This window comes from Rhizobium sp. NZLR8, from assembly GCF_019685025.1.
Lineage (GTDB): Bacteria > Pseudomonadota > Alphaproteobacteria > Rhizobiales > Rhizobiaceae > Rhizobium.
The window spans coordinates 1-24,169 of the sequence record NZ_JABDVY010000004.1; the positions used below are offsets into that span (position 1 = coordinate 1).

18 protein-coding genes are annotated in these 24,169 nt (G+C 61.6%); 13 read left to right on the forward strand and 5 right to left on the reverse strand.

Features of this window, described 5'->3' with window-relative positions:
* A partial coding sequence (locus HJB89_RS10430; protein ID WP_221149703.1) for a transposase occupies positions 1-390 on the forward strand: 390 nt, incomplete at its 5' end.
* A 231-nt stretch (positions 391-621) separates the two neighbouring features.
* Here HJB89_RS10430 and carB read toward each other — a convergent pair.
* Entirely contained in the window at positions 622-4,110 is a 3,489-nt protein-coding gene (carB, locus tag HJB89_RS10435) for a carbamoyl-phosphate synthase large subunit (protein ID WP_207581237.1), read from the reverse strand.
* 529 nt (positions 4,111-4,639) lie between these two features.
* On the opposite strand from carB, the gene HJB89_RS10440 reads away from it, so the two are divergent.
* Positions 4,640-5,560 carry a neutral zinc metallopeptidase gene (locus HJB89_RS10440; RefSeq protein ID WP_207581236.1) on the forward strand — a complete coding sequence of 307 codons (921 nt, stop codon included), beginning with the start codon at positions 4,640-4,642 and terminating at the stop codon, positions 5,558-5,560.
* Positions 5,561-5,612: 52 nt separating this feature from the next.
* Here the strand turns inward: HJB89_RS10440 and HJB89_RS10445 are convergent, their stop codons facing one another.
* The gene (locus tag HJB89_RS10445; RefSeq protein WP_207581235.1) at positions 5,613-6,608 is read right to left on the reverse strand and encodes an aldo/keto reductase; all 996 of its coding nucleotides are present in this window, start codon (positions 6,606-6,608) and stop codon (positions 5,613-5,615) included.
* A gap of 333 nt (positions 6,609-6,941) precedes the next feature.
* Here HJB89_RS10445 and HJB89_RS10450 point away from each other — a divergent pair, with 333 nt between their 5' ends.
* Together HJB89_RS10450 and HJB89_RS10455 are read left to right on the forward strand one after the other, a co-directional pair.
* A complete protein-coding gene (locus HJB89_RS10450) occupies positions 6,942-8,186 on the forward strand; it encodes a TCR/Tet family MFS transporter (protein WP_207581234.1) in 1,245 nt (414 codons plus the stop codon).
* 142 nt (positions 8,187-8,328) lie between these two features.
* The gene (locus tag HJB89_RS10455; protein ID WP_221115839.1) at positions 8,329-9,732 is read left to right on the forward strand and encodes an MATE family efflux transporter; all 1,404 of its coding nucleotides are present in this window, start codon (positions 8,329-8,331) and stop codon (positions 9,730-9,732) included.
* A gap of 14 nt (positions 9,733-9,746) precedes the next feature.
* On the opposite strand, the gene HJB89_RS10460 is transcribed toward HJB89_RS10455, so the two are convergent.
* Positions 9,747-10,067: an antibiotic biosynthesis monooxygenase gene (locus tag HJB89_RS10460; protein ID WP_207581232.1), complete on the reverse strand. Its 321-nt coding sequence runs from the start codon at positions 10,065-10,067 to the stop codon at positions 9,747-9,749.
* Positions 10,068-10,355: 288 nt separating this feature from the next.
* Positions 10,356-11,561, reverse strand: coding sequence for a glutamine-hydrolyzing carbamoyl-phosphate synthase small subunit (gene carA, locus HJB89_RS10465; RefSeq protein ID WP_207584346.1), 1,206 nt, complete (start codon positions 11,559-11,561; stop codon positions 10,356-10,358).
* 272 nt (positions 11,562-11,833) lie between these two features.
* Here carA and HJB89_RS10470 point away from each other — a divergent pair, with 272 nt between their 5' ends.
* Positions 11,834-12,286 carry a GatB/YqeY domain-containing protein gene (locus tag HJB89_RS10470; protein ID WP_207581231.1) on the forward strand — a complete coding sequence of 151 codons (453 nt, stop codon included), beginning with the start codon at positions 11,834-11,836 and terminating at the stop codon, positions 12,284-12,286.
* A 125-nt stretch (positions 12,287-12,411) separates the two neighbouring features.
* Here the strand turns inward: HJB89_RS10470 and HJB89_RS10475 are convergent, their stop codons facing one another.
* Positions 12,412-13,299, reverse strand: coding sequence for a hypothetical protein (locus tag HJB89_RS10475; RefSeq protein ID WP_221149705.1), 888 nt, complete (start codon positions 13,297-13,299; stop codon positions 12,412-12,414).
* Positions 13,300-13,968: 669 nt separating this feature from the next.
* Here HJB89_RS10475 and dnaG point away from each other — a divergent pair.
* From dnaG to rpoD, 8 genes are all read left to right on the forward strand, one after another.
* Positions 13,969-15,975 carry a DNA primase gene (gene dnaG / locus HJB89_RS10480; RefSeq protein WP_221149706.1) on the forward strand — a complete coding sequence of 669 codons (2,007 nt, stop codon included), beginning with the start codon at positions 13,969-13,971 and terminating at the stop codon, positions 15,973-15,975.
* Entirely contained in the window at positions 15,975-17,843 is a 1,869-nt protein-coding gene (gene recQ, locus HJB89_RS10485) for a DNA helicase RecQ (protein ID WP_221149708.1), read from the forward strand. The genes dnaG and recQ overlap by 1 nt, the downstream gene beginning before the upstream one ends.
* Before the next feature lie 79 nt (positions 17,844-17,922).
* The gene (locus HJB89_RS10490; protein ID WP_221149709.1) at positions 17,923-18,651 is read left to right on the forward strand and encodes a bifunctional 2-polyprenyl-6-hydroxyphenol methylase/3-demethylubiquinol 3-O-methyltransferase UbiG; all 729 of its coding nucleotides are present in this window, start codon (positions 17,923-17,925) and stop codon (positions 18,649-18,651) included.
* A 64-nt stretch (positions 18,652-18,715) separates the two neighbouring features.
* The gene (locus HJB89_RS10495; RefSeq protein ID WP_221149710.1) at positions 18,716-19,903 is read left to right on the forward strand and encodes a glycine C-acetyltransferase; all 1,188 of its coding nucleotides are present in this window, start codon (positions 18,716-18,718) and stop codon (positions 19,901-19,903) included.
* A gap of 221 nt (positions 19,904-20,124) precedes the next feature.
* Entirely contained in the window at positions 20,125-21,162 is a 1,038-nt protein-coding gene (gene tdh / locus HJB89_RS10500; protein ID WP_207581225.1) for an L-threonine 3-dehydrogenase, read from the forward strand.
* Between the two features lie 10 nt (positions 21,163-21,172).
* Positions 21,173-21,517, forward strand: coding sequence for a GFA family protein (locus tag HJB89_RS10505; protein ID WP_221149711.1), 345 nt, complete (start codon positions 21,173-21,175; stop codon positions 21,515-21,517).
* A gap of 84 nt (positions 21,518-21,601) precedes the next feature.
* Positions 21,602-21,898: a hypothetical protein gene (locus tag HJB89_RS10510; RefSeq protein ID WP_221115837.1), complete on the forward strand. Its 297-nt coding sequence runs from the start codon at positions 21,602-21,604 to the stop codon at positions 21,896-21,898.
* Positions 21,899-21,986: 88 nt separating this feature from the next.
* Positions 21,987-24,044 (forward strand): RNA polymerase sigma factor RpoD, encoded by a 2,058-nt coding sequence (gene rpoD, locus HJB89_RS10515; RefSeq protein ID WP_207581222.1) that lies wholly within the window; start codon positions 21,987-21,989, stop codon positions 24,042-24,044.
* The last annotated feature ends 125 nt before the right edge of the window (positions 24,045-24,169 follow it).

The following is a 24,169-nucleotide window of genomic DNA, read 5'->3' on the forward strand; positions in this document are numbered from 1 at the left end:
GCACTGAGCGAGGGCCTTGGCGAAGGGGCGACGCTGGGCGCCGACAAGGGCTACGACGCGGAAGCCTTCGTCGAGGAGTTGAAGGCTCGCAAGATCGTGCCGCATGTGGCGATCAATGGGACGGTGAGCAAGACGGGCAAGGTGCGCAAGACGGCGGTGCCGCCAGAGGTGGCGCAAAGTGCCGGCTATGCGATCAGCCTGCGCTGCCGCAAGCGGATCGAGGAAGTCTTCGGCTGGGTCAAGACGACGGCCGGGCTGGCGCAGCTCAAGCTGCGCGGACTGGACAAGGTGAAGGCCGCCTTCACCTTCGCCCTTGTCGCGTACAACATCATCCGCCTTCCCAAATTGATCGGATCGACGGGCGAAGTGTGTCTTGAGGGAGATCAATAAGCCGATATGGCCAGAAAACCCGCCTCAATCGGCCAAAATCCCACCGCACGACAGCCAGTCTGTAAAAAAATCAGACCCACAGCAAGCAACTGCGCCAACGCAGAGCGAATTTCAGCAGCCTGCTAAAGCGCGACGCATCAAATTTGATTCATGCGACGCGCTTTAGCCCTTTGTTTTATGCATGTCGTTGTCCCGGAACCGCTGCACACTTCCGGGCGACATGCATTAATCTCAGGCGAAGTAGCTCTGCAGCGGCCGCACTTCGAGATTGCCGGCCTTCAGCGCCTTGATCGCCTGGGCGGCGGCCTCAGCACCTGCCATCGTCGTGTAATAAGGCACCTTCTGCATCAGCGTCGCGCGGCGCAGCGACTTGGAGTCGGAGATCGCCTTGTTGCCGTCGGTGGTGTTGATGACGAGCTGGACCTGACGGTTGCGGATAGCGTCCTCGATGTGCGGGCGGCCTTCCAGCACCTTGTTGATCTTGGTGGCGGTGATGCCGTTTTCGCCGAGGAAGCGGGCCGTGCCGCCGGTCGCCAGCACCTTGAAGCCCTGTTCGACGAGGATGCGGATCGCCGGGAGTACGCGCAGCTTGTCCGCGTCGCGCACGGAGACGAAGACCGTCCCGTCACGCGGCAGCTCGACGCTGGCGCCGAGCTGCGACTTGGCAAAGGCGAGAGCGAAATCGGTGTCGAGGCCGATGACTTCGCCGGTCGAGCGCATTTCCGGGCCGAGTAGCGTGTCGACACCGGGGAAACGGGCGAAGGGGAAGACGGCTTCCTTGACGGCGATGTGCTTCAGCTTGCGTGGATCGGGCTTTTCGCCATAGGCGGCAAAGGCTGCATCGAGTTTCTCGCCAGCCATGACGCGGGCGGCGATCTTGGCGATCGGCGCGCCGATGGTCTTGGCGACGAAGGGCACGGTGCGCGAGGCGCGCGGATTGACTTCGAGAACGTAGACGGTGCCGTCCTTGATGGCGAACTGGACGTTCATCAGGCCGCCGACGTTGAGCGCCTTGGCCATCGCCTTCGCCTGGCGTTCCAACTCGTCTAGCATTTCGGGGGAGAGCGTGCGCGGTGGCAGCGAGCAGGCGCTGTCGCCGGAATGAATGCCGGCTTCCTCGATATGCTCCATGATGCCGGCGACATAGACGTCGGTGCCGTCGGACAGGCAGTCGACATCGACTTCGATGGCATGAGAGAGATAGCTGTCGAAGAGCAGCGGGTTCTTGCCGAGCAGGGTGTTGATCTGGCCCGTCTTGTCGTTGGGATAGCGCTGCTTGATGTCCTCCGGCACCAGTTCGGGAACCGTGTCGAGCAGGTAGCTCTGCAGCTGGCCTTCCGAATGCAGGATCTGCATGGCGCGGCCGCCGAGCACGTAGGAGGGGCGCACGACCAGCGGGAAGCCGATTTCGGTAGCGACCATGCGGGCCTGCTCGACCGAATAGGCGATACCGTTGTTCGGCTGGTTGAGATCGAGCTTCATCAGCAGCTTCTGGAAGCGGTCGCGGTCCTCGGCGAGGTCGATCATATCAGGCGCAGTGCCGAGGATCGGGATGCCGTTCTTCTCAAGCGCTTCGGCAAGCTTCAGCGGTGTCTGGCCGCCGAACTGGACGATGACGCCGACGACTTCGCCCTTTTCCTGCTCGGCGCGCAGGATCTCGATCACGTCCTCGGCCGTCAGCGGCTCGAAATAGAGGCGGTCCGAGGTGTCGTAGTCGGTCGAGACGGTTTCAGGGTTGCAGTTGATCATGATCGCTTCATAACCCGCATCCTTCAGCGCGAAGGCGGCATGGCAGCAGCAATAGTCGAACTCGATGCCCTGGCCGATGCGGTTCGGGCCGCCGCCGAGGATGACGACCTTCTTGCGGTCGGACACGTCCGCCTCGGAGCGGGCGGCGCCGACGAAGGGCGTCTCATAGGTCGAATACATGTAGGCAGTCGGCGAGGCGAATTCGGCCGCACAGGTATCGATGCGCTTGAACACAGGGCGGACGTTCAGGCTGTTGCGAAATTCGGCGACCTGCTTGGGGCGCTTGCCGGTCAGCGTCGCCAGACGGGCGTCGGAAAAGCCCATCGCCTTCAGCATGCGGAGGTTATCGGCATCTTCGGGCAGGCCATGCTCGCGGATACGGGCTTCCGTGTCGATGATGTTCTTAAGCTCGGCGATGAACCAGGGATCGATCTTGCAGCCTTCATGCACCTCTTCGATGCTGAGACCCATGCGCAATGCCTGGGCGACCATGCGCAGGCGATCCGGTGTCGGCGTGCCGATGGCGGCGCGGATGGCGTTGTGGCTGGATTCGCCTTCCTCGGAGTCGGGGATCTCGATTTCGTCGAGGCCGGTCAGGCCGGTTTCGAGGCCGCGCAGCGCCTTCTGCAGAGATTCGGCGAAGGTGCGGCCGATCGCCATGACTTCGCCGACCGACTTCATCGCGGTCGTCAGCACCGGCGAGGCGCCGGGGAATTTCTCGAAGGCGAAACGCGGGATCTTGGTGACGACGTAGTCGATCGACGGTTCGAACGAGGCGGGCGTTGCGCCGCCGGTGATGTCGTTGTCCAATTCGTCGAGCGTATAACCGATGGCGAGCTTGGCGGCGATCTTGGCGATCGGGAAGCCGGTGGCCTTGGATGCCAGCGCCGACGAACGCGAGACGCGCGGGTTCATCTCGATGACGACGAGGCGGCCGTCTTTCGGATTGACGGCGAACTGGACGTTCGAGCCGCCGGTCTCAACGCCGATCTCGCGCAGCACCGCGATCGAGGCGTTGCGCATGATCTGGTATTCCTTGTCGGTCAGCGTCAGCGCCGGCGCGACGGTGATCGAATCGCCGGTATGGACGCCCATCGGGTCGATGTTTTCGATGGAGCAGATGATGATGCAGTTGTCCGCCTTGTCGCGGACGACCTCCATTTCATATTCCTTCCATCCGAGCACCGATTCCTCGACCAGCACTTCGGTGGTCGGCGAGGCGTCGAGGCCACCGCCGACGATCTCGAAGAATTCCGACCGGTTATAGGCGATGCCGCCGCCGGTGCCGCCCATGGTGAAGGAGGGGCGGATGATGGCGGGCAGGCCGACATGGTCGATCGCCTGGGCGGCGATCGCCATGGCGTGGCTGATGTATCGCTGCTTACGATCGCTCTCGCCGAGGTTCCACTGGTTTTCCAGCTCGTCCAGTGCCTTGTCGAGGTCGGATCCGGAGAGGCTGTCGCGCAGCTTGTTGCGCTCGGCCTCGTGCGTCTTGCGGTCGAGGTCCTTGATGTCGGTGGCGTTCGCCAGCATCGAGCGCGGCGTTTCCAGCCCGATCCGGGCCATCGCTTCGCGAAACAGCGCGCGGTCCTCGGCCATGTCGATGGCGGCGGGCTTGGCGCCGATCATTTCGACATTGTAACGGTCGAGCACGCCCATGCGCTTTAGTGAAAGCGCGGTGTTCAGCGCCGTCTGGCCGCCCATGGTCGGCAGCAGCGCATCCGGGCGCTCCTTGGCGATAATCTTGGCGACGACCTCTGGGGTGATCGGCTCGACATAGGTGGCGTCGGCAAGGCCCGGATCGGTCATGATCGTCGCCGGGTTGGAATTGACGAGGATGACGCGGTAGCCCTCCTCCTTCAGCGCCTTGCAGGCCTGGGTGCCGGAATAGTCGAACTCGCAAGCCTGGCCAATAACGATCGGTCCCGCGCCGATGATGAGGATCGATTTGATGTCTTGGCGCTTCGGCATGGGCGATATCCATTGTCTGGCTGCGCAAAAAGCCGGCCAGGGTGGGAGATCACCGGGTCGGGTCGCGCATTGAGGGTCTTTTCAGGCTAGAAGCGGCTTATAGGCAAATGTACTTGCAAACGGAACCCCATAAATCGCGGAATCGACAGGAATCCAACGCCGCGCGGCAGGCTGTTTCCCCTCAGGCAGGACGAGCACCCAGATTTCGCCATGACGCGCCGGACGGGCGAGGTCGACCGCGGCTTCGTGAAGCCCGATCCGCTTGGATGCAGCGGCACGACCCTGATCCGGCCAGAAGCAGAGAGATCGGCGCCCGCGTCGTCGCGGCGGCTTGCTTCAGAGCGTTTCGGTTCTCGCCCGCGGCTGGTCACTACCTCGGGTGCAATGCCCTTGGGTGGAAGCGCTGCAGCGGTCCACGATCTTGCCCCAGGCATGGTCTGATTGCCCGATGAAGCCGCTGGAATTCCGGCCGTCGACGGATATATAGATTCCTTAAGGTGCAAGCACGGCATTGCCGGGGAGAACGAAGATGGAATGGAGAGGCCGGCGTCAGTCCGACAATATCGAAGATCGCCGCGGCGACCCGAGCAGCGGCGGTTTTGGCCGCGGCGGTGGCTTCAATTTTCCCTCCGGCGGCGGCGTTCGCCGTGCCGGCGGTGGCCTGAGCATCGGCACGATCATCTTCCTCGTCGTCATTTATTTTATCTTCAAGGCAATGGGCATCGATCTGATGCAGGTGCTTGATAACGGCGGCACGACGAGCGGCCCCGGCTACGAGCAGAGCCAGTCTGGAGGAGCACGCACGCCTGCCAATGATGAGATGACCGCCTTCATGCGTACCGTGCTTGCCGAAACCGAGGATACCTGGACGGGCATCTTCCAGGCGCAAGGCCAGACGTACGAGGAGCCGCGTCTCGTGCTGTTTTCGGGCTCGACGGCATCGGCCTGCGGCTCAGCATCGGCTGCAACCGGGCCGTTCTACTGCCCCGGTGACCATAAGCTCTATCTCGACACGGATTTCTTCCAGGAGCTCTCCGACCGGTTCGGCGCGTCGGGCGATTTCGCCGAGGCCTATGTCGTCGCTCACGAGGTCGGCCATCACGTGCAGAACCTGCTCGGCATCCTGCCGAAGTTCAACCAGGCCCGCCAGCGCATGAGCGAGGAGGAGGCCAACAAGATGTCGGTGCGCGTCGAGCTGCAGGCCGATTGCTTCGCCGGCATCTGGGGCAAATATACCCAGCAGAAAGGCCTGCTGGAGTCAGGCGATCTGGAGGAAGCGCTGAACGCCGCTCAGCAGATCGGCGACGATACCCTGCAGAAACGGTCGCAGGGTTATGTCGTGCCTGAGAGTTTCAACCACGGCACATCACAACAGCGCGTCAGATGGTTCAAGCGCGGCTTCGACAGCGGCCAGCTGTCGGCTTGCGACACGTTCTCAGGGCCGGTTTGAGGGTGAGGGAATAACGCTGTGTTGGAAGAGTGGTGATTGCCCTTCCACCCGCTCACCTCTCACTGTCCATATGCTGCAGCATATGCTCGGGATAGCGCCTACCGGCAGCCGCATCCTTCGGCACGGCGCGTTCGATGGCGACGAAATCTTCTTTCGATAGGTCGACCGCGCGCGAGCCGAGAGCCTCGGTCAGCCGGTCGCGGCGGCGGGCGCCGATGAGCGGGACGATATCCTTGCCCTTGGCGGCGACCCAGGCGATGGCGATCTGGGCGACCGAGACGCTTTTTACCTCTGCAATCTCACGCAGCTTTTCCACCAAAGCGAGGTTCTGCTCGATATTGCCTTCCTGGAAGCGTGGGCTGTAGGCACGGAAATCGCCGGCCGTCGCACCCTGGCCCTTTTGCCAGTGGCCGCTGATCAGGCCGCGCGAGAGTACGCCATAGGCGGTGATCGAGATGCCGAGTTCGCGTGTCGTCGGCAGGATCTTCTCTTCAATGCCGCGCGAGATCAGCGAATATTCGATCTGCAGGTCGACGATCGGGGCAACGGTGGCGGCGCAGCGGATGGTGTCGGCGCCGACTTCCGACAGGCCGATGTGCCTGACATAACCCGCTTTAACCATATCGGCGATGGCGCCGACCGTGTCCTCGATCGGCACGTTCGGATCGAGCCGGGCCGGGCGGTAGATGTCGATATAGTCGACGCCGAGGCGCTGCAGTGTATAAGTGAGGAAGTTCTTTACCGCGACCGGCCGGGCGTCGACGCCGTTCCAGCCGCCTGCAGGATCGCGCAAGGCCCCGAACTTGACACTGATGACGGCATCCTCGCGCCTGCGGCCCTTCAGTGCTTCGCCGATCAGCATCTCGTTATGGCCCATGCCGTAGAAATCGCCGGTGTCGAGCAGGTTGATGCCGGCATCGAGCGCGGCATGGATCGTCGCGATGCTTTCTGCTCTGTCGGAGGGGCCGTACATGCCCGACATGCCCATGCAGCCGAGGCCGATGGCCGAGACTTCGGGTCCGGTCTTTCCCAGACGATAGGTCTGCATTGTCTTCTCCTCATCAGCGCCGAGCAGTGCTGTCGGGTGCTGTTTTACAGCCTTCGCTCCTGCGCGATAATCCGGATGGCGTCGAACGGGCCGTGCGGCGGAATGCACAATGAACGATCTTTTTTAGAATGATCTGGATGCCGTTATCGCGATTGCAAGGGAGGCAATGATCACGTTGCCGCGCTCTGCGGTTGAGGCAAATTACAAATTGCCCGTTCAGCACTATCAAAAACTTTGAAATGTTCACGGATTGTTTCGGTTTATGTTCTGAGCTATGTCACTTTCTCGGCGACGAGATCGTCTTTTCAGGACCAACCGCCGTAGAGATGCCTCATGCTTGATCCTAAATTCGTTCGCCGCGGCCTTTTTCTGGTCTTCATCATCCTTTTCCTCGACATTATCGGCATTGCCATCATCATGCCGGTGCTGCCCGCCTATCTGGAGCAACTGACCGGCGGCGGCGTCAGCGATGCGGCGATCGACGGGGGCTGGCTGATGCTCGTCTATGCCGGCATGCAATTCCTGTTCGCGCCACTGCTCGGAAATCTCTCCGACCGGTTCGGCCGCCGGCCGATCCTGTTGCTTTCGGTGCTGACTTTTGCGATCGACAATTTCATCTGCGGCATCGCCACCAGCTTCTGGATGCTGTTCGTCGGCCGCGTGCTTGCCGGCATCAGCGGCGGCAGTTTTGCCACCTGCTCGGCCTATATCGCCGACATCAGCACGGAGGAGAACCGGGCAAAGAATTTCGGATTGATCGGCATCGCCTTCGGCGTCGGTTTCACGATCGGCCCGGTCATCGGCGGTGTGCTCGGCGAATTCGGCCCGCGTGTGCCGTTCCTCGGCGCGGCTGCGCTGTCTCTCGTCAATTTCATCGCCGCCTGCTTCCTGTTGCCGGAAACCCTGGAGGCGAAAAACCGCCGCCGGTTCGAGTGGAAACGTGCCAATCCGCTCGGCGCGTTGCGACAGATGCGCCACTATCCCGGCATCGGCTGGGTCAGCCTCGTGATGTTCTTGTTCTTCCTGGCGCATGCCGTCTATCCCTCGGTCTGGTCGTTCGTCTCGACCTATCGCTACGGCTGGAGCGAGGGACAGATCGGCCTGTCGCTCGGTATTTACGGCATCGGCGCGGCGCTCATCATGGGGCTGGTTCTGCCGCGTATCGTGCCGGTTCTCGGCGAGTGGAAGACGGCTCTGCTCGGCCTCTGTTTCTCGGCCGTCGGACTCACCGGCTATGCTTTTGCCTGGGAAGGCTGGGTGGTCTATGTCGTCATCGTCGCGACCGTCATGGAGAACGTCGCCGATCCGCCGCTGCGCAGTATCGCCGCCGGCAAGGTGCCGCCCTCGGCGCAGGGGGAACTGCAGGGTGCGCTAACCAGCCTCAGCAGCATCACCACCATCCTCGGGCCGCTGATCTTCACGCAATTGTTCAGCTATTTCACCCGGCCGGAGGCGCCCGTCACCTTTGCCGGCGCACCCTATCTGACCGCCGCCCTGTTCATCCTGCTGGCTTCAGGCGTGTTTCTCGTACGGGTCCGGGTCCGTGAGCCGGACGAGGCGCTGGAAGCGGCGGGTTGATCGATCAGAAATGATGATGCGATGATGAATTTTTCATCATCTGCCTGCTTTGGGGTAGTTCTTTGCGGGACTTTGATCTAAGCCCGAAGGATATTTCGCCGCAAGTTGCGGTGACACATATTTCAATCACAGGACTGGTGTCATGGACACGCCGATCGACGCGCGCAGGCTTGCGCCGGCAACCGATAATCGTTGGGGCGCACATTTCCGTGCAACGCTGGCGCTCGGCATTCCGCTGATCGGCGCGCAGCTTGCCCAACTCGGCATCAACACCACCGACGTGATGATCGTCGGTCGTCTCGGCGCCGAACATCTGGCGGCGATGGTGCTTTCGGCGCAATTCCTGTTCACGATCCTGATCTTCGGCTCGGGCTTTGCCATCGCCGTCATTCCGATGGTGGCGCAGGCCTATGGCCGCGGCGACGTCGTCTCTGTGCGCCGGGCGTTGCGCATGGGTCTGTGGGTAGTGATCGCATACTGGGTCATCATGCAGCCGGCCTTCTTCAATTCGGAGCGGATCCTTCTCTTCGCACAGCAAAAGCCCGAAGTGGCCAAGCTCGCTCATGGCTACATCATGATCGGCCAGTTCGGCCTGCTGCCGGCGCTGCTCTTCAACGTCATGCGCGCGCTGGTCAGCGCCATCGGCAAGGCGGGCATCATCCTCAACGTCACCGTCGTCACGCTGGTGATGAACGCGATCTTCGCCTATGCCCTCGTGCTTGGCCATTTCGGCTTTCCGGCGATGGGGCTCGAGGGAGCGGCGATCGTTTCGGTCGTCGTCCAGACAGCTGGTTTCCTCTTCATCCTGGCTTTTGTGCAGCGGCGGGAAGAGACGCGGCGCTACGAGATCTTCGTGCGGTTCTGGAAGCCCGACTGGCATGCTTTGTTGGAGGTCATCCGGCTTGGTCTGCCGATCAGCGTGACCATCCTTGCCGAGGTCAGCCTGTTCACCGTGGCGTCGCTGTTGATGGGGTATATCGGCACCATCGAGCTCGCCGCCCACGGCATCGCCCTGCAATGGGCCTCGATCGCCTTCATGATCCCGCTCGGCCTCAGCCAAGCGGCGACGGTGCGCGTCGGCGTCGCCCACGGGCAGGGTGATTACCGGGGGGTGGTACGCGCTTCGATCATGGTGCTCATCCTTGCCTGCGCCATTTCAGCGGTGGGCTCGGTGCTGTTTGCCACTATGCCGCAATTCCTCGGCAGCTGGTTCCTCGACGTTCACTCGCCGGAGGCGCCCCAGGTGCTTGCCTATGCCGGACCGTTGATTGTCGTCGCCGGGCTTTTCCAGTTGGTCGATGGCCTGCAGGTGATCGCCAACGGATTGCTGCGCGGCCTCAAGGACGCACGTGTGCCGATGATCATGGCGTTGATTGCCTATTGGCCGATTGGCTTCTTCCTTGCCTGGGCCTTTGCCTTCCCGCTCGGCTTCGGCGGCATCGGTATCTGGTTCGGGTTCCTCGTCGGGCTGGCGGCGGCGGCCGTCATGCTCTGCTGGCGGTTCTACCTTCTCCTTCGCCGGGAGGGAGCGACGGCCGGCGCCTGAGCCGGCCGCGTAGCTCACGCCGCGACAGGCTTGTAGCTGGCGATATCGGCGCGGATGCCGAGGCGCGCGAACAGTTCCTGCGGATCGAAATTCGCCGCCTCGTACGCGGCGGCGACGGCTGCCCGCGCACGCTCGACGACCTCGGCGCTTTCCCATTGGGCGATGGTCACGAAGTTGAACTCGCCGGGACCAGCGACCTGTTCCAGCACTCTGTGGTCGATGAAACCCTCCTGGGCCTCCAGCAGCTTGTGGGTCATCATCACTTTGACGAGAAATTCCTCACGCGCCGCGGCCGGCACGACGAATTTGTCGACACGAAAGTAGGCTCCGCTCATCTATTTTCTCCTGCATTAGATGTCTGCGGGGAGTTTGTAATTCCTCAAGTTAAGTCGAGGTCAACATGCAGGGCAAAGAAAAAGGCTCGCGGTGCGAACCCTTAGACTGCTGACAAGCGCGCCAACACAACTTTCGTCATGCTCGGGCTTGTCCCGAGCATCTGCCTCCAGTCGATATGGCAGCAGATCCTCGGCACAAGGCCGAGGATGACGAAGAGTGAGGTTTGTCAATATGTTAAAGGCTCGCCTATAGGCGAGCCTTCATCTGAAATGGGGGCGGCATTGAAATCAGCGTTCGGCGAGGGCCGGCTCGCCCTTCTTCTCGCGCACCATGTTGATGAAGCGGCGGAAGAGATAGTGGCTGTCCTGGGGCCCGGGAGAGGCTTCCGGATGGTGCTGGACGGAGAAGACCTGTTTGCCGAGGACGCGCAGGCCGCAATTGGTGCCGTCGAAAAGCGAAATATGAGTCTCTTCAACGCCATCGGGCAGTGATTTCGAGTCGACCGCGAAGCCATGGTTCATCGAGACGATCTCGACCTTGCCGGTGGTATGATCCTTGACGGGATGATTGGCGCCGTGATGACCCTGATGCATCTTCTCGGTCTTGGCGCCGAGGGCAAGACCCAGCATCTGATGGCCGAGGCAGATGCCGAAGACCGGGATATCGGTCTTAACTAGCGTCTTGATCACAGGCACGGCATATTCGCCGGTTGCCGCCGGATCGCCCGGGCCGTTCGACAGGAAGATGCCGTCCGGCTGCATGGCGAGCACGTCTTCGGCGCTCGTTGCGGCCGGCACGACGGTCACCTTGCAGTCGAGACCGGCAAACAGGCGCAGGATGTTGCGCTTGACGCCGTAGTCGAGGCAGACAACGTGGTATTTCGCGTCCGTTGCACTGAGCTGGCCGTAACCTTCGTTCCAGACCCACGGCGTTTCCGTCCATTGCGAGGACTGGCCCGACGAGGCGATCTTGGCAAGGTCGAGGCCTTCGAGGCCGCTCCAGGCCTTGGCTTCGGCCTTCAACGCCTCGATGTCGAAGACGCCGTTCGGATCGTGGGCGATCACCGCGTTCGGGGCGCCGTTCTCGCGGATCCAGGCGGTCAGTGCGCGCGTGTCGATGCCGCAGAGGCCGACGACGCCGCGCGCCTTCAGCCATTGGTCGAGATGCTTGGCGGCGCGATAGTTCGAAGGGTCGGTGATGTCGGCCTTGAAGATGACGCCGACGGCGCCGTGGCGGGCGGCAGGCGTCAGGTCCTCGATGTCTTCATCGTTGGTGCCGATATTGCCGATATGCGGAAAGGTGAAGGTGACGATCTGGCCGAGATAGGAGGGGTCGGTCAGGATCTCCTCATAACCGGTCAGCGCCGTATTGAAGACCACTTCGGCCGGCACCTTGCCGGTGGCGCCGATGCCCTTGCCTTCGATGACCGTGCCGTCGGCAAGAACGAGCAGGGCGGTCGGCTTTTCGATTGTCCAGGGTGCTGTCGCGGTCATCTTCATCCCGTTTCCGGCGGCCGGTGCGCGCGTTGCGGCGCTCGTCGCCATTTGATCTCGCAGGCGTGTGGACACGGCTATGCCGCGCGCTTCAGGCCTGATCACGAATTTTGGTGCAGGTGGCGGTAGATAGCCATGCATTCGTCTGCGGTCAATCTTTCTAGCCGAGATTGCCGCCGTTTTCCTGCGGTTTATCGCGTCGACCGCGCAATTTATTTGATCCGCCGCATCAGCGTGGTTTATGAAGCGGCATCAAAACAGGAGTAAAGACCATGCTGCGCGATCAACTCGCCACCCAGCTGAAAGAGGCGATGAAGGCCAAGAATGCGGAGCGGCTTTCCACCGTCCGGCTGATTCAGGCCGCGGTCAAGGACCGCGATATCGCCAATCGCGGCACCGGCAAGGAGCAGGCGAGCGACGACGAGATTCTGCAGATTCTCGCCAAGATGGTAAAGCAGCGCGACGAATCGGCAAAGATCTACGAGGAGAATTCCCGGCCGGAGCTTGCCGCCAAGGAGCGCGCCGAAATCATCGTCATCCAGGATTTCATGCCGAAGCAACTTTCGGACGGTGAGGTGCGCGCCAATGTCTCGGCAATTATCGCCGAGACGGGCGCCGCGGGTGCCAAGGACATGGGCAAGGTGATGGCGGCGCTGAAGGAGCGTTATGCCGGCCAGATGGATTTCGCCAAGGCGTCGGCGACCGTCAAGGAATTGTTGAGCTGATCCGTCTTTGGAGCGGTCCTGCATTCATGGAAGCTGAACCGCTCCAATTTTGTTTTACGCAATTCCCGGCAAAAGCACTTCGCGCTTTGCCTGGGAAAACCGCTTCACACTTTTCCTGGAATTGCTCAGCTGACACGTCTTGCTTGCGGTTCGTCGCGGACCGCAGGCCCGAGCACCGCTTCGGCTGCGGCATCGATGATGGCGAATTTCGCCGCCTGATAGTTCCAATATTCGAGGATGAAGCGGCGCGACAGCCAGAAGTCGCCCTTGCGGGAGGGTGCTGTCCACCCGACACTCTCCATCGCCGCTGCCTGTGTCAGAAGCCGCTTCAGGTGGGTGTTGGAGATCATGAACTGTTCGCGGATTTCCCTGAGAGACAGAGGGCCGAGCACGACACGTTCGGCCGTCCGAGGAAATTCCGGAAGGCGCGAGATCAGGTAGTCCATCACCAGCCCGCCGGTATTTGCCCAGTTGAAGAGGTTGAAGGTGGGGCCTGGATTGCGCACCGCCTCGCTGCCAATGATCGCCCTGGCGATCCGCGGCTGGATCGCTGCCATCAACGCCGAGGGATCGGCGGTGACCTCGCCGGCGCGTTCACCGCCATCGAGGTTGTCGAGGATCATCAGATGGGCAACGAGCCATCGGGTGAAATGCTGCTCAGCGGTTTCCGTGGGCTCCAGATAGCGCGTGCGCTTGTCGGGGCCGGGAACCGGCCGCAGGAAACGATAGGCCAACATTTCCTGCATGAAGGCCGCGGCTGTATTGCGGCTGGCGATGTCGTTCCTGACCGCGAAATCGATGAAGCGGCCGGAATAGAGGCCGCTCTTGCAGTCGTCGGGATAACCGTAATGAAGCGCGAAGCCGGCATGGGCCATCAGCCAGCGCTGCTGCGCGGCGAAAATCGAGGCGATGCGCGGGCTCTCGCGATAGATCGAGAGCATCTGATCGGCGCAATGCAGGATCGCAGCGAGAAAGCGATCGTCGGCTGCGAGGTTTTCCGCGGTAAAAGCCATTTGGAGGGGTCCAGGAGTTCGGCGCATACATCTTTCATGCAAGCGCTGCCTGTCAACGGTTTTGTCAATAAGCGGTTAATTTCAAAGGAGAGTTGTCGCAAAGGGAGCCAAAATTTAAGAAGGCAGGAGCTGGGGGCGCTCCTGCCTTCTTGCTCTTTGCTTCCGCCGGCAAACGCAGGGCCGAGGCCCAAGCCGGAGGGTATTTGCAAAGGCACCCTTGCGAAGCGGCGCCGGGGGTAGGGATGGTGCTTCGCTCGGGGATCGCTTTGTTGAGATCGAACCTATTGCGGTGCGGCGGCTTGTTCAAATTACAAAAAAATAATAATTGCCGAAAACATCGATTTTGGAGGCGCCGCAGCAAAGGCTCGGCAGGCGCCGGCGGAATAGAGTTGCACAATCGATGCGCGAGATAAGTGTCTGTTTTAGAACGTTTTAATTCAATTCTGCTAAGGGTCGACGCTCTAGCCGAGACATTTGCAACGGTGGAATTTCGGTGCTTGAAAGACAATAATGTCGCACCCTGTCGCAGGGGGCGATAACGCGTTGTTGATGGGATAAACAGCGCTGATGGCCATGGGTGCACTTGCCTGTGAATAGCGGGTTTTGATGACAAGTTTCGTGGCATGGAGCGGCAAAGCAGCTTATATGGAGGTTGGCCAAGAGGTATAAATGCGCTTTTCCAACACCTTTCTCGATGATATCCGTGACCGCGTTCCGATTTCGAACGTGATCGCGCGCCGCGTGAGCTGGGACAAGCGCAAGACCAACGTGTCGCGCGGCGATTACTGGGCTTGCTGCCCGTTCCACGGCGAGAAGTCGCCGAGCTTCCACTGCGAGGACCGGAAGGGCCGCTATCACTGCTTCGGCTGCGGCGTCACCGGCGACCATTTTCGCTTCCTTACCGAGCTGGAAGGCCTGAGCTTTCCCGAGGCGGTGCAGCAGATCGCCGATATGGCCGGCGTTCCGATGCCGCTTGCCGATCCTGTGATGGAAAAGCGCGAGAAGGAGCGCGGCTCGCTGATCGACGTCATGGAAATGGCGACACAATTTTTCCAGGATCAATTGCAGACGGCGAATGGGGCGAGAGCGCGCGCCTATCTGCGCGACCGCGGGCTGACCGGGCGCACCATCGAAACCTTCCGGCTCGGCTATGCGCCCGATAGCCGCAATGCGCTGAAGGAATTTCTCGCCGGCAAGGGCGTACTCAAAGAACAGATCGAGGCCTGCGGCCTGGTCGTTCATGAAAACGTGCCGGTGTCCTACGATCGCTTTCGCGACCGCATCATGTTTCCGATCCTCTCGTCGCGGGAAAAGGTGATCGCTTTCGGCGGCCGTGCCATGTCGGCCGATGCGCCGGCGAAATATCTGAACTCCAACGAGACGGAACTCTTCCACAAGGGCAATGTCCTTTACAATTTCGCCCGCGCCCGCCGCGCGATCCAGGGTCCGGGCCGCAGCGATGCTCAGGACGACAATGCGACCGGCACCATCATCGCCGTCGAAGGCTATATGGACGTGATCGCGCTGCATCAGGCCGGCATCGAGAACGCCGTCGCGCCGCTCGGCACGGCGCTCACCGAAAACCAGCTCGAGCTCCTCTGGAAGATGGTGCCGCAGCCGGTGCTCTGCTTTGACGGCGACGGCGCCGGCGTTCGCGCCGCCAATCGCGCCGCCGAACTGGCGCTGCCGCATTTGAAGCCCGGCCGTTCGGTCCGTTTCGCGCTTCTGCCGGATGGCAAGGACCCGGACGATCTCGTGCGCGACGATGGGCGCACACCCTTCGACAAGGTGATGAGCCAGGCGAAGCCGCTTTCGGAGATGCTGTGGAGCCGGGAGATCAACACCGGCAAGTTCGACACGCCCGAGGCGCGCGCCGAACTCGAGGCGCGGCTGAAACAGCTGGTTGCCGTCATCGCCGACGAGAATGTGCGCCGCCATTACCAGCAGGATATCCGCGATCGGCTGAACACCTTCTTCCAGCCGCAGTTCCAGAACCGCAACAATGGCGAACGCCGCGGCTTCAACGGCAACGGCAATTCCCGGACGGGCCGCGATAATGCGGGCAAGGCAGGGCCGAAAAGCCCCAGCGTCATTTCCGACCGGCTCGCCCGCTCGGGGCCGGTGCGTGGCCACCGGGACAATACGGCGTTGCGCGAAAGCGTGCTGGCGCTGACCATCGTCAATCATCCGGCCCTGATGATCGACGATTATGACGAGATCGCCGCGATCGACTACGACAGCCGCGAGCTGCAGCGGCTCTGGTCGGCCATGCTTGGGGCAGCGGCTGCGGTCGCCGGCCCGCATCTGACGCGCGACTATCTGACCGAGCGGCTAGAATTCGAAGGGTTCGGCCCTCTCATCAAGAGCCTCGACCAGCAGGTGCGCAATGCCAGGCTCTGGACGGCGACCGAGGAGGCGGCGATGGAGGATGCGCGTGAGGGTTATCGCCAGGCGCTCGCCTTCCACAAACGGGCAAAAGCGTTGCGCCGGCAGAAGATGGAGCTCGAACGCGAGATTGCGCTGGCGACCGAAGCCGGCGACGGCGAGGCGATCGTTCATCTGATCCGAGCCCAGCAGGAAGTGCATTTCGAAGGGGTGCGCCTTGAGAACCAGGAGGCGATCATCGACGGCTTCGGCGTGCTTTCCGGCCGCGTCAAAGGGGCGGCGAACCACTGATGCCGCTGACCGAACGGAACGAACCGGGCTTTTCCGCCGCCGATGCGCTGTTTTCCGCTGGCCGCGCGCCGCTCGAAATCCTCAAGCAGATCTACGGCTACTCCTCCTTCCGCGGCAAGCAGCAGCAGGTGGTCGAGCATGTGGTTGCCGGCGGCGATGCCGTTGTGCTCTTCCCCACAGGCGCGGGCAAATCGCTGTGCTTCCAGATTCCGGCGCTCTGCCGTGACGGCGTCGGCATCGTCGTTTCGCCGCTGATTGCGCTGATGCGCGATCAGGTGGAGGCGATGAAGCAGCTCGGCATCCGCGCCGCCGCGCTCAACTCGTCGCTGTCGCGCGAGGAGTTTATCGCAGTCCGCCGCGCGCTTTCGGCAGGTCAGCTCAACCTTCTCTACGTCACACCGGAGCGCATCCTCACCGACGGCTTCCGCGAGCTGATCGCCAACGAGAAGATTGCACTGTTCGCGATTGACGAGGCCCATTGCGTCTCGCAATGGGGCCATGATTTCCGGCCGGAATATCGCGCGCTCGGCCGGCTCGGCGAACAATATCCCGGCGTGCCCAGGGTGGCGCTGACGGCGACGGCCGATCCGCATACGCGCGACGACATCATCGAGCGGCTGGGGCTCGACGCTGCCGAGATCTTCACCACCAGCTTCGACCGTCCGAACATCGCCTATGAGATCGTCGAGCGCGACCAGCCGCGGCAACAGCTCTTGCGGTTCCTGTCCGGCCACAAGGGAAACAGCGGCATCGTCTATTGCCTGTCCCGCGCCAAGGTCGAGGATACGGCCGAGTGGCTGAACGGGCAGGGTGTGCGCGCGCTTGCCTACCATGCCGGCATGGACAGGGCGGTTCGCGACGCCAATCAGGATGCCTTCCTGAAAGAAGAAAACCTCTGCCTGGTCGCCACCGTCGCCTTCGGCATGGGTATCGACAAGCCGAATGTGCGTTATGTCGCTCATCTCGACCTGCCGGGCTCGGTGGAAGCCTACTATCAGGAGACCGGGCGTGCGGGCCGTGACGGCCTGCCGTCCGAAGTGTGGATGGCCTATGGCATGGCCGACGTCATCCAGCGCGGCCGGATGATCGACGAGGGCAGTGCTGGCGCGGAGATCAAGCGGGTCGAGCGCGCCAAGCTCAATGCATTGCTGGCGATCTGCGAGACCGCCTCCTGCCGCCGGCAGGCGATCCTTGCGCATTTCGGCGAGGCGCATGCCGGACAATGCGGCAATTGCGACACCTGCCTGAAGCCGGTCGAAACCTGGGAGGGCACGGAAGCGGCGATCAAGGCGCTGGCCGCGATCTACCGCACCGGCGAGCGCTTCGGCGCCGGCCATGTCGTCGACGTGCTCGTCGGCAACGTCAACGAGAAGACCGAGCGCTTCGGCCACTCAGAGATGCCGGTCTTCGGCGCCGGCAAGGATATTCCGGCGCGCGTCTGGCAATCGGTCTTCCGTCAGATGCTCGCCATGGGGCTGGTCCGCGTCGATCACGAGGCTTACGGAGCGCTGAAACTGGAGCCGGAGGCACGCACCGTCTTCAAACATGAGCGGCCCGTGTTCTTCCGCAAGGACCGGCCGGCCTCCGAGCGGCGGACGAAGAAGGCGGAACGTAGTGAACGCAAATCGGGACTGTCGGGTGCCGACGGCACGCTGTTCGAGGCGCTGCGAGCTGAGCGCATGGCGATCGCAAAATCGCTCGGCGTGCCACCCTATGTCGTCTTTCCCGATACGACGCTGATCGCCTTTGCCACCGAGAAGCCGCGGAGCCGCAAGGAACTGCTCGCCATATCCGGCGTCGGGCAGGCGAAGCTCGAGCGTTACGGCGACGCGTTTCTGGTGATCATTCTCTCGCACGACAGTGCTTGAACCAGAGGCTGAGCCGGCGGCCAATTGTTGAGATCGGCACAGGAGGCATGGTAGATGCTGCCTCGCAGGAGGAACGCTGATGACCCGAAATATCTACGATCGAGTGGAATTCTTCGCCGGATACAGCGAACTCAGCCGCTCCGTCCGCGGGCTGGACGGAGCGTCCGAATGGCCGGCGGTTCGAGCACTTCTGCCTGACCTTACCGGCAAACGCGTTATTGACCTCGGTTGCGGCTTCGGCTGGTTTTCGCGATTTGCCGTGGGCCAAGGTGCTGCAAGCGTTCTCGCGCTTGATATTTCGGAAAAGATGATCGCCCGAGCACGGACCGATACATCGGAAGCCGCGATCACCTACGAGATCGCCGATCTCGAGCATCTCCAGCTTGCCGGAGCCTCCTTCGATTTCGCCTATAGCTCGCTGGCGCTGCACTATGTCGATGACTTTGCCGGTGTCGTTGCCACCGTGCATGACGCGCTTTTGCCGGGATCGCGATTCGTCTTCACCATCGAGCATCCGATCTTCATGGCGCCGAGCAACCCGGACTGGTCTACCGATGTCGAAGGTCGGCGTGTCTGGCCGCTCGACCGCTATGCTGTCGAGGGTCCGCGCACGACCGACTGGCTCGCCAAGGATGTCGTCAAACAGCATCGCAAGCTTGGAACGACGCTCAACACCTTGATCGCGGCTGGTTTCGCCATCCGCCATGTCGAGGAGTGGAGCCCGAATGATCTGGAATTGCAGAACAATCCCGATTGGGTCCAGGAATTGGACCGGCCGATGTTCCTGCTGATCTCCGTCCAGCGCTGAAGAAGACAAGCCGGCGGCGATATGCTAACCCGGCTGGCACGGAAATCTCTACGAAGGGCCGCCCATGACCTCGCAATTTCTCTCCCATCTCCAAGCCGAGGTTTCGGCGCTGAAGGATGCCGGCCTCTACAAATCCGAGCGCATCATCAGCTCCAAGCAGGCGGGCGAGATCGTGATTTCGACCGGCGAACGGGTGCTGAATTTCTGCGCCAACAACTATCTCGGCCTTGCCGACAACGAGGAGCTGGCCGAGGCGGGCAAGCAGGCACTCGATCGCTACGGCTACGGCATGGCTTCGGTGCGCTTCATCTGCGGCACGCAGGAGGAGCACAAGCAGCTCGAAGCGCGCATCTCCACCTTCCTGGGCATGGAAGACACGATCCTCTATTCTTCCTGCTTCGACGCCAATGGCGGCCTTTTCGAAACGCTGCTCTCCGAGGAAGACGCGATCATCTCGGACGCACTGAACCATGCCTCGATCATCGACGGCGTCAGGCTTTCGAAGGCCAAGCGCTTCCGCTACGCCAACAACGACATGGCGGCACTCGAAGAGGAATTGAAGAAGGCCGAAGGCAGCCGCTTCAAGCTGATCGCCACCGACGGCGTCTTCTCGATGGACGGCATCATCGCCAATTTGGGTGGCGTCTGCGATCTCGCCGAGAAATACGGCGCGATGGTCATGGTCGATGATAGCCATGCGGTCGGCTTCGTCGGCAAGAACGGCCGTGGCTCCCCAGAACATTGCGGCGTCGAAGGCCGGATCGACATCATCACCGGCACGCTCGGCAAGGCGCTCGGCGGCGCCTCCGGCGGTTATACCTCGGCCAAGGCCGAGGTCGTCGAATGGCTGCGGCAACGTTCGCGGCCCTATCTGTTCTCGAATACGCTGGCGCCGGTCATCGCCGCTGCCTCGCTCAAGGTGTTCGACCTGATCGAAAACGGTGATGCCTTGCGCAAGCGCCTGTCCGACAATGCCGATCTCTTCCGCACCGAAATGACCAAGCTCGGCTTCACGCTCGCCGGCAAAGGCCATCCGATCATCCCGGTCATGCTGGGAGATGCCAAGCTTGCCCAGGACATGGCGAGCCTGATGCTGAAGAGGGGCATCTATGTGATCGGATTCTCCTTCCCCGTCGTGCCGAAGGGCCAGGCACGCATCCGCACGCAGATGTCGGCCGCGCATTCCAGGGCGGATGTGGAGCGGGCGATCGCGGCCTTTGCCGAGGCAGGGCGGGAACTGGGCGTGATTTGAGAATGGGGCTGCCATCTTCCTCTTCTCCCCAGCGGGGAGAAGATGTCCGACAGGACAGATGAGGGGGAGGAGCAAAGCGACGTTTCGAGCGGCAAGCGAGAAACAAAGTAAAGTCATGGCGTGCCGTGTGGCCCCCTCATCCGCCCTACGGGCACCTTCTCCCCGGTGGGAGAAGAGGGAGTCGCAAGGTCCGGAACCAGAACAAGGGCGGGATATTGTCGATGTCGAACATGATGAAGGCGCTGGTCAAGTCGAAGGCCGAAGTCGGGCTCTGGATGGAGAATGTGCCGGTGCCGGAGGTCGGGCCGAACGACGTGCTGATCCGGGTGAAAAAATCGGCGATCTGCGGCACCGACGTGCATATCTGGAACTGGGATCAGTGGGCGCAGAAGACCATTCCGGTGCCGATGGTCGTCGGCCATGAATTCTCAGGCGAGATCGCCGAGATCGGTTCGGCGGTCACCCGCTATCATGTCGGCGAGCGGGTTTCCGGCGAGGGCCATATCGTCTGCGGCAAGTGCCGCAACTGCCGGGCCGGCCGTGGCCATCTCTGCCGCAACACGCTCGGCGTCGGCGTCAACCGGCCGGGTTCGTTCGGCGAGTTCGTCTGCATTCCCGAAAGCAATGTGGTGGCGATCCCGGAGGATATATCCGACGAGATCGCCGCGATCTTCGATCCGTTCGGCAATGCGGTGCACACCGCGCTTTCCTTCGATCTGGTCGGCGAGGACGTGCTTGTCACCGGCGCCGGGCCGATCGGCATCATGGGCGCGCTCGTCGCCAAACGGTCCGGCGCCCGAAAGGTTGTGATCACCGATATCAATCCGCACCGGCTGGCGCTGGCGCGCAAGCTCGGGATCGACCACGTTGTCGACGCATCGAACGAAAATCTCGCCGATGTGATGAAGGCGATCGGCATGACCGAAGGTTTCGACGTCGGGCTTGAAATGTCGGGCGCCGCACCCGCCTTCCGCGACATGATCGACAAGATGAACAATGGCGGCAAAATCGCCATTCTCGGCATTGCGCCGGCGGGCTTCGAGATCGACTGGAACAAAGTGATCTTCAAGATGCTCAATCTCAAGGGCATCTATGGCCGCGAAATGTTCGAGACCTGGTACAAGATGATCGCCTTCGTCCAAGGTGGTCTCGACCTTGCGCCGATCATCACCCACCGTATCAAGATCGGCGAATTTCGCGACGGTTTCGAGGCGATGCGGTCGGGCAACTCCGGCAAAGTCGTTATGGATTGGATGTGAGGAGGACAAAATGCTCTATGAAGGAAGCTGCCATTGCGGCAAGGTCGCTTTCGAGGTCGAAGGTGAATTCACCGAGGCTATCGATTGCAACTGTTCGCTCTGCCGGCGGGGCGGGCTTCTGGCCTTCGTGCCGCGCGACAAGCTGGTGCTGAAGACACCCGAAGCCGATCCTTCGACCTATACATTCAACAGGCATGTCATCCGGCATCACTTCTGCGCCAATTGCGGCATCGCGCCGTTCGGCGAAGGCGTGGCCCCGGACGGTGCGGCGATGGCTTCGATCAATCTGCGCTGTATTCCCGCGGTCGATCTCGGCGCGCTGAAGGTGACGGCCTATGATGGCGAGGCAAAGTAACAAAGATTCGTCCGGACAGAGGCGAATAGATCAACGATAGGACTGCAAAAATAGCGCGAATAACTGGCGCGGCGCGCAAAATCTTTGCTGCCCTTGTCTTTTGTTCGCCGCGTCTTAAATAAGGGGTTCGCAATCGCTGCCGCGGTTCAAAGCCTGTGGATAAGGCTTTTTCCGATTTTTCGTGAGCTTTTTTTGTGGAAAAGCTTGACGAGAGCAAAAAATGTGGGAATCACCGTTCGACTTGTTGAAACGGTGAACTGGGTCAAGGCGGATCGCGCAACCATTGCCGGAAATCCAAAGGCAAGAAAGCTTTGCTGTCCGGTGCCGGCGATCGTGGTTAATCAGGCTTTAAATGTCATCCCGTTAGGTGGGCAATGGTGATTCGAGGGCGGCGCGAGCGACGCGTCCGGCCCTGAGACGGCCCATTACCGCAGCGAGATTGGATAGCGTCAGGAAGGCGACGATATAAATGGCAACCAAGGTCAAAGAGAACGAAGACGCGGAAGTCGAACGCGACAGCGCAACCGACGGCCCTCTTCTCGATCTTTCCGACGACGCGGTCAAGAAGATGATCAAGGCCGCCAAGAAGCGCGGCTATGTGACGATGGACGAGCTCAATGCTGTCCTGCCGTCCGAGGAAGTCACGTCCGAGCAGATCGAAGACACGATGTCGATGCTTTCGGATATGGGCATCAACGTCATCGAGGACGAAGAAGCCGAGGAAGCCGGTGCTTCCAGCGGCGGCGATGATGACGACGCCAGTTCCGACGAGGAGAGCGAAGGCGGCGAACTCGCGCCTTCGAGCGGCACGGCGCTTGCTACCGCCAAGAAGAAAGAACCGACTGACCGTACCGATGATCCGGTGCGCATGTACCTGCGCGAGATGGGCTCGGTGGAGCTTCTTTCCCGCGAGGGCGAAATCGCCATCGCCAAGCGCATCGAGGCCGGCCGCGAAACGATGATCGCAGGCCTCTGCGAAAGCCCGCTGACCTTCCAGGCGATCATCATCTGGCGCGACGAACTCAACGAAGGCACGACGCTGTTGCGCGAGATCATCGATCTCGAAACGACCTATTCCGGTCCTGAAGCCAAGGCTGCGCCGCAGTTCCAGAGCCCCGAGAAGATCGAGGCCGACCGCAAGGCCGCCGAAGAGAAGGAAAAGACCCGCCGCGCCCGCTCCGGCGACGACGACATTACCGATGTCGGCGGCGAGGGCCTGCCCCCCGAGGAGGAGGAAGAGGACGAGGACGAATCCAACCTTTCGCTGGCGGCGATGGAAGCCGAGCTTCGCCCGCAGGTGATGGAGACGCTGGATACGATCGCCGAGACCTACAAGAAGCTGCGCAAGCTGCAGGACCAGCAGGTCGAGCAGCGCCTGTCGGCATCCGGCACGCTGTCGACCGCCCAGGAGCGCCGCTACAAGGAGCTCAAGGACGAGCTGATCAAGGCCGTCAAGTCGCTGTCGTTGAACCAGAACCGCATCGACGCCTTGGTCGAGCAGCTTTACGATATCAACAAGCGCCTTGTTTCCAACGAGGGCCGCCTGCTGCGTCTGGCCGAATCCTACGGCGTCAAGCGCGACTCCTTCCTTGAGCAGTATCAGGGCGCCGAGCTCGATCCGAACTGGATGAAGTCGATCGGCAATCTGGCCGCCCGCGGCTGGAAGGAATTCGCCAGGGGCGAAAACACGACGATCCGCGACATCCGCCAGGAAATCCAAAACTTGGCGACGGAAACCGGTATTTCGATCTCGGAATTCCGCCGCATCGTGCATATGGTGCAGAAGGGCGAGCGCGAAGCGCGCATCGCCAAAAAGGAAATGGTCGAAGCGAACCTTCGCCTCGTCATCTCCATCGCCAAGAAATACACGAACCGCGGCCTGCAGTTCCTCGACCTCATTCAGGAAGGCAATATCGGCCTGATGAAGGCGGTCGACAAGTTCGAATACCGCCGCGGTTACAAGTTCTCGACCTATGCGACATGGTGGATCCGCCAGGCGATCACCCGTTCGATCGCCGACCAGGCCCGCACGATCCGCATTCCGGTGCACATGATCGAGACGATCAACAAGATCGTCCGCACATCGCGCCAGATGCTGCATGAGATCGGCCGCGAGCCGACGCCGGAAGAACTGGCCGAAAAGCTCGCCATGCCGCTCGAAAAGGTCCGTAAGGTCTTGAAGATCGCCAAGGAGCCGATCTCGCTCGAGACCCCGGTGGGCGATGAAGAGGATTCGCATCTCGGCGATTTCATCGAGGACAAGAACGCACTGCTGCCGATCGACGCCGCCATCCAGGCGAACCTGCGCGAGACGACGACCCGTGTCCTCGCCTCGCTGACTCCGCGCGAAGAGCGTGTTCTGCGCATGCGCTTCGGCATCGGCATGAACACCGACCACACGCTCGAAGAGGTCGGCCAGCAATTCTCGGTCACCCGCGAACGTATCCGCCAGATCGAAGCGAAGGCGCTGCGCAAACTCAAGCATCCGAGCCGCTCGAGAAAGCTGCGCTCGTTCCTCGACAGCTAAAGCTTCGACGGCGCCGTTATGATTGGAAAAGCCGGGCTTCATGCCCGGCTTTTGCTTTTGTGATTAACACCAATGATCACGATGGCTTTCTTGTCCCTTAGTGGTGACAAGGCTATAATCCCGAC

Bases quoted from the DNA above. Each gene is read 5' to 3' on its own strand.
- carB (WP_207581237.1), bottom strand. From the start codon at position 4,110: ATGCCGAAGCGCCAAGACATCAAATCGATCCTCATCATCGGCGCGGGA.
- HJB89_RS10440 (WP_207581236.1), top strand. From the start codon at position 4,640: ATGGAATGGAGAGGCCGGCGTCAGTCCGACAATATCGAAGATCGCCGC.
- HJB89_RS10445 (WP_207581235.1), bottom strand. From the start codon at position 6,608: ATGCAGACCTATCGTCTGGGAAAGACCGGACCCGAAGTCTCGGCCATC.
- HJB89_RS10450 (WP_207581234.1), top strand. From the start codon at position 6,942: ATGCTTGATCCTAAATTCGTTCGCCGCGGCCTTTTTCTGGTCTTCATC.
- HJB89_RS10455 (WP_221115839.1), top strand. From the start codon at position 8,329: ATGGACACGCCGATCGACGCGCGCAGGCTTGCGCCGGCAACCGATAAT.
- HJB89_RS10460 (WP_207581232.1), bottom strand. From the start codon at position 10,067: ATGAGCGGAGCCTACTTTCGTGTCGACAAATTCGTCGTGCCGGCCGCG.
- carA (WP_207584346.1), bottom strand. From the start codon at position 11,561: ATGACCGCGACAGCACCCTGGACAATCGAAAAGCCGACCGCCCTGCTC.
- HJB89_RS10470 (WP_207581231.1), top strand. From the start codon at position 11,834: ATGCTGCGCGATCAACTCGCCACCCAGCTGAAAGAGGCGATGAAGGCC.
- HJB89_RS10475 (WP_221149705.1), bottom strand. From the start codon at position 13,299: ATGGCTTTTACCGCGGAAAACCTCGCAGCCGACGATCGCTTTCTCGCT.
- dnaG (WP_221149706.1), top strand. From the start codon at position 13,969: ATGCGCTTTTCCAACACCTTTCTCGATGATATCCGTGACCGCGTTCCG.
- recQ (WP_221149708.1), top strand. From the start codon at position 15,975: ATGCCGCTGACCGAACGGAACGAACCGGGCTTTTCCGCCGCCGATGCG.
- HJB89_RS10490 (WP_221149709.1), top strand. From the start codon at position 17,923: ATGACCCGAAATATCTACGATCGAGTGGAATTCTTCGCCGGATACAGC.
- HJB89_RS10495 (WP_221149710.1), top strand. From the start codon at position 18,716: ATGACCTCGCAATTTCTCTCCCATCTCCAAGCCGAGGTTTCGGCGCTG.
- tdh (WP_207581225.1), top strand. From the start codon at position 20,125: ATGTCGAACATGATGAAGGCGCTGGTCAAGTCGAAGGCCGAAGTCGGG.
- HJB89_RS10505 (WP_221149711.1), top strand. From the start codon at position 21,173: ATGCTCTATGAAGGAAGCTGCCATTGCGGCAAGGTCGCTTTCGAGGTC.
- rpoD (WP_207581222.1), top strand. From the start codon at position 21,987: ATGGCAACCAAGGTCAAAGAGAACGAAGACGCGGAAGTCGAACGCGAC.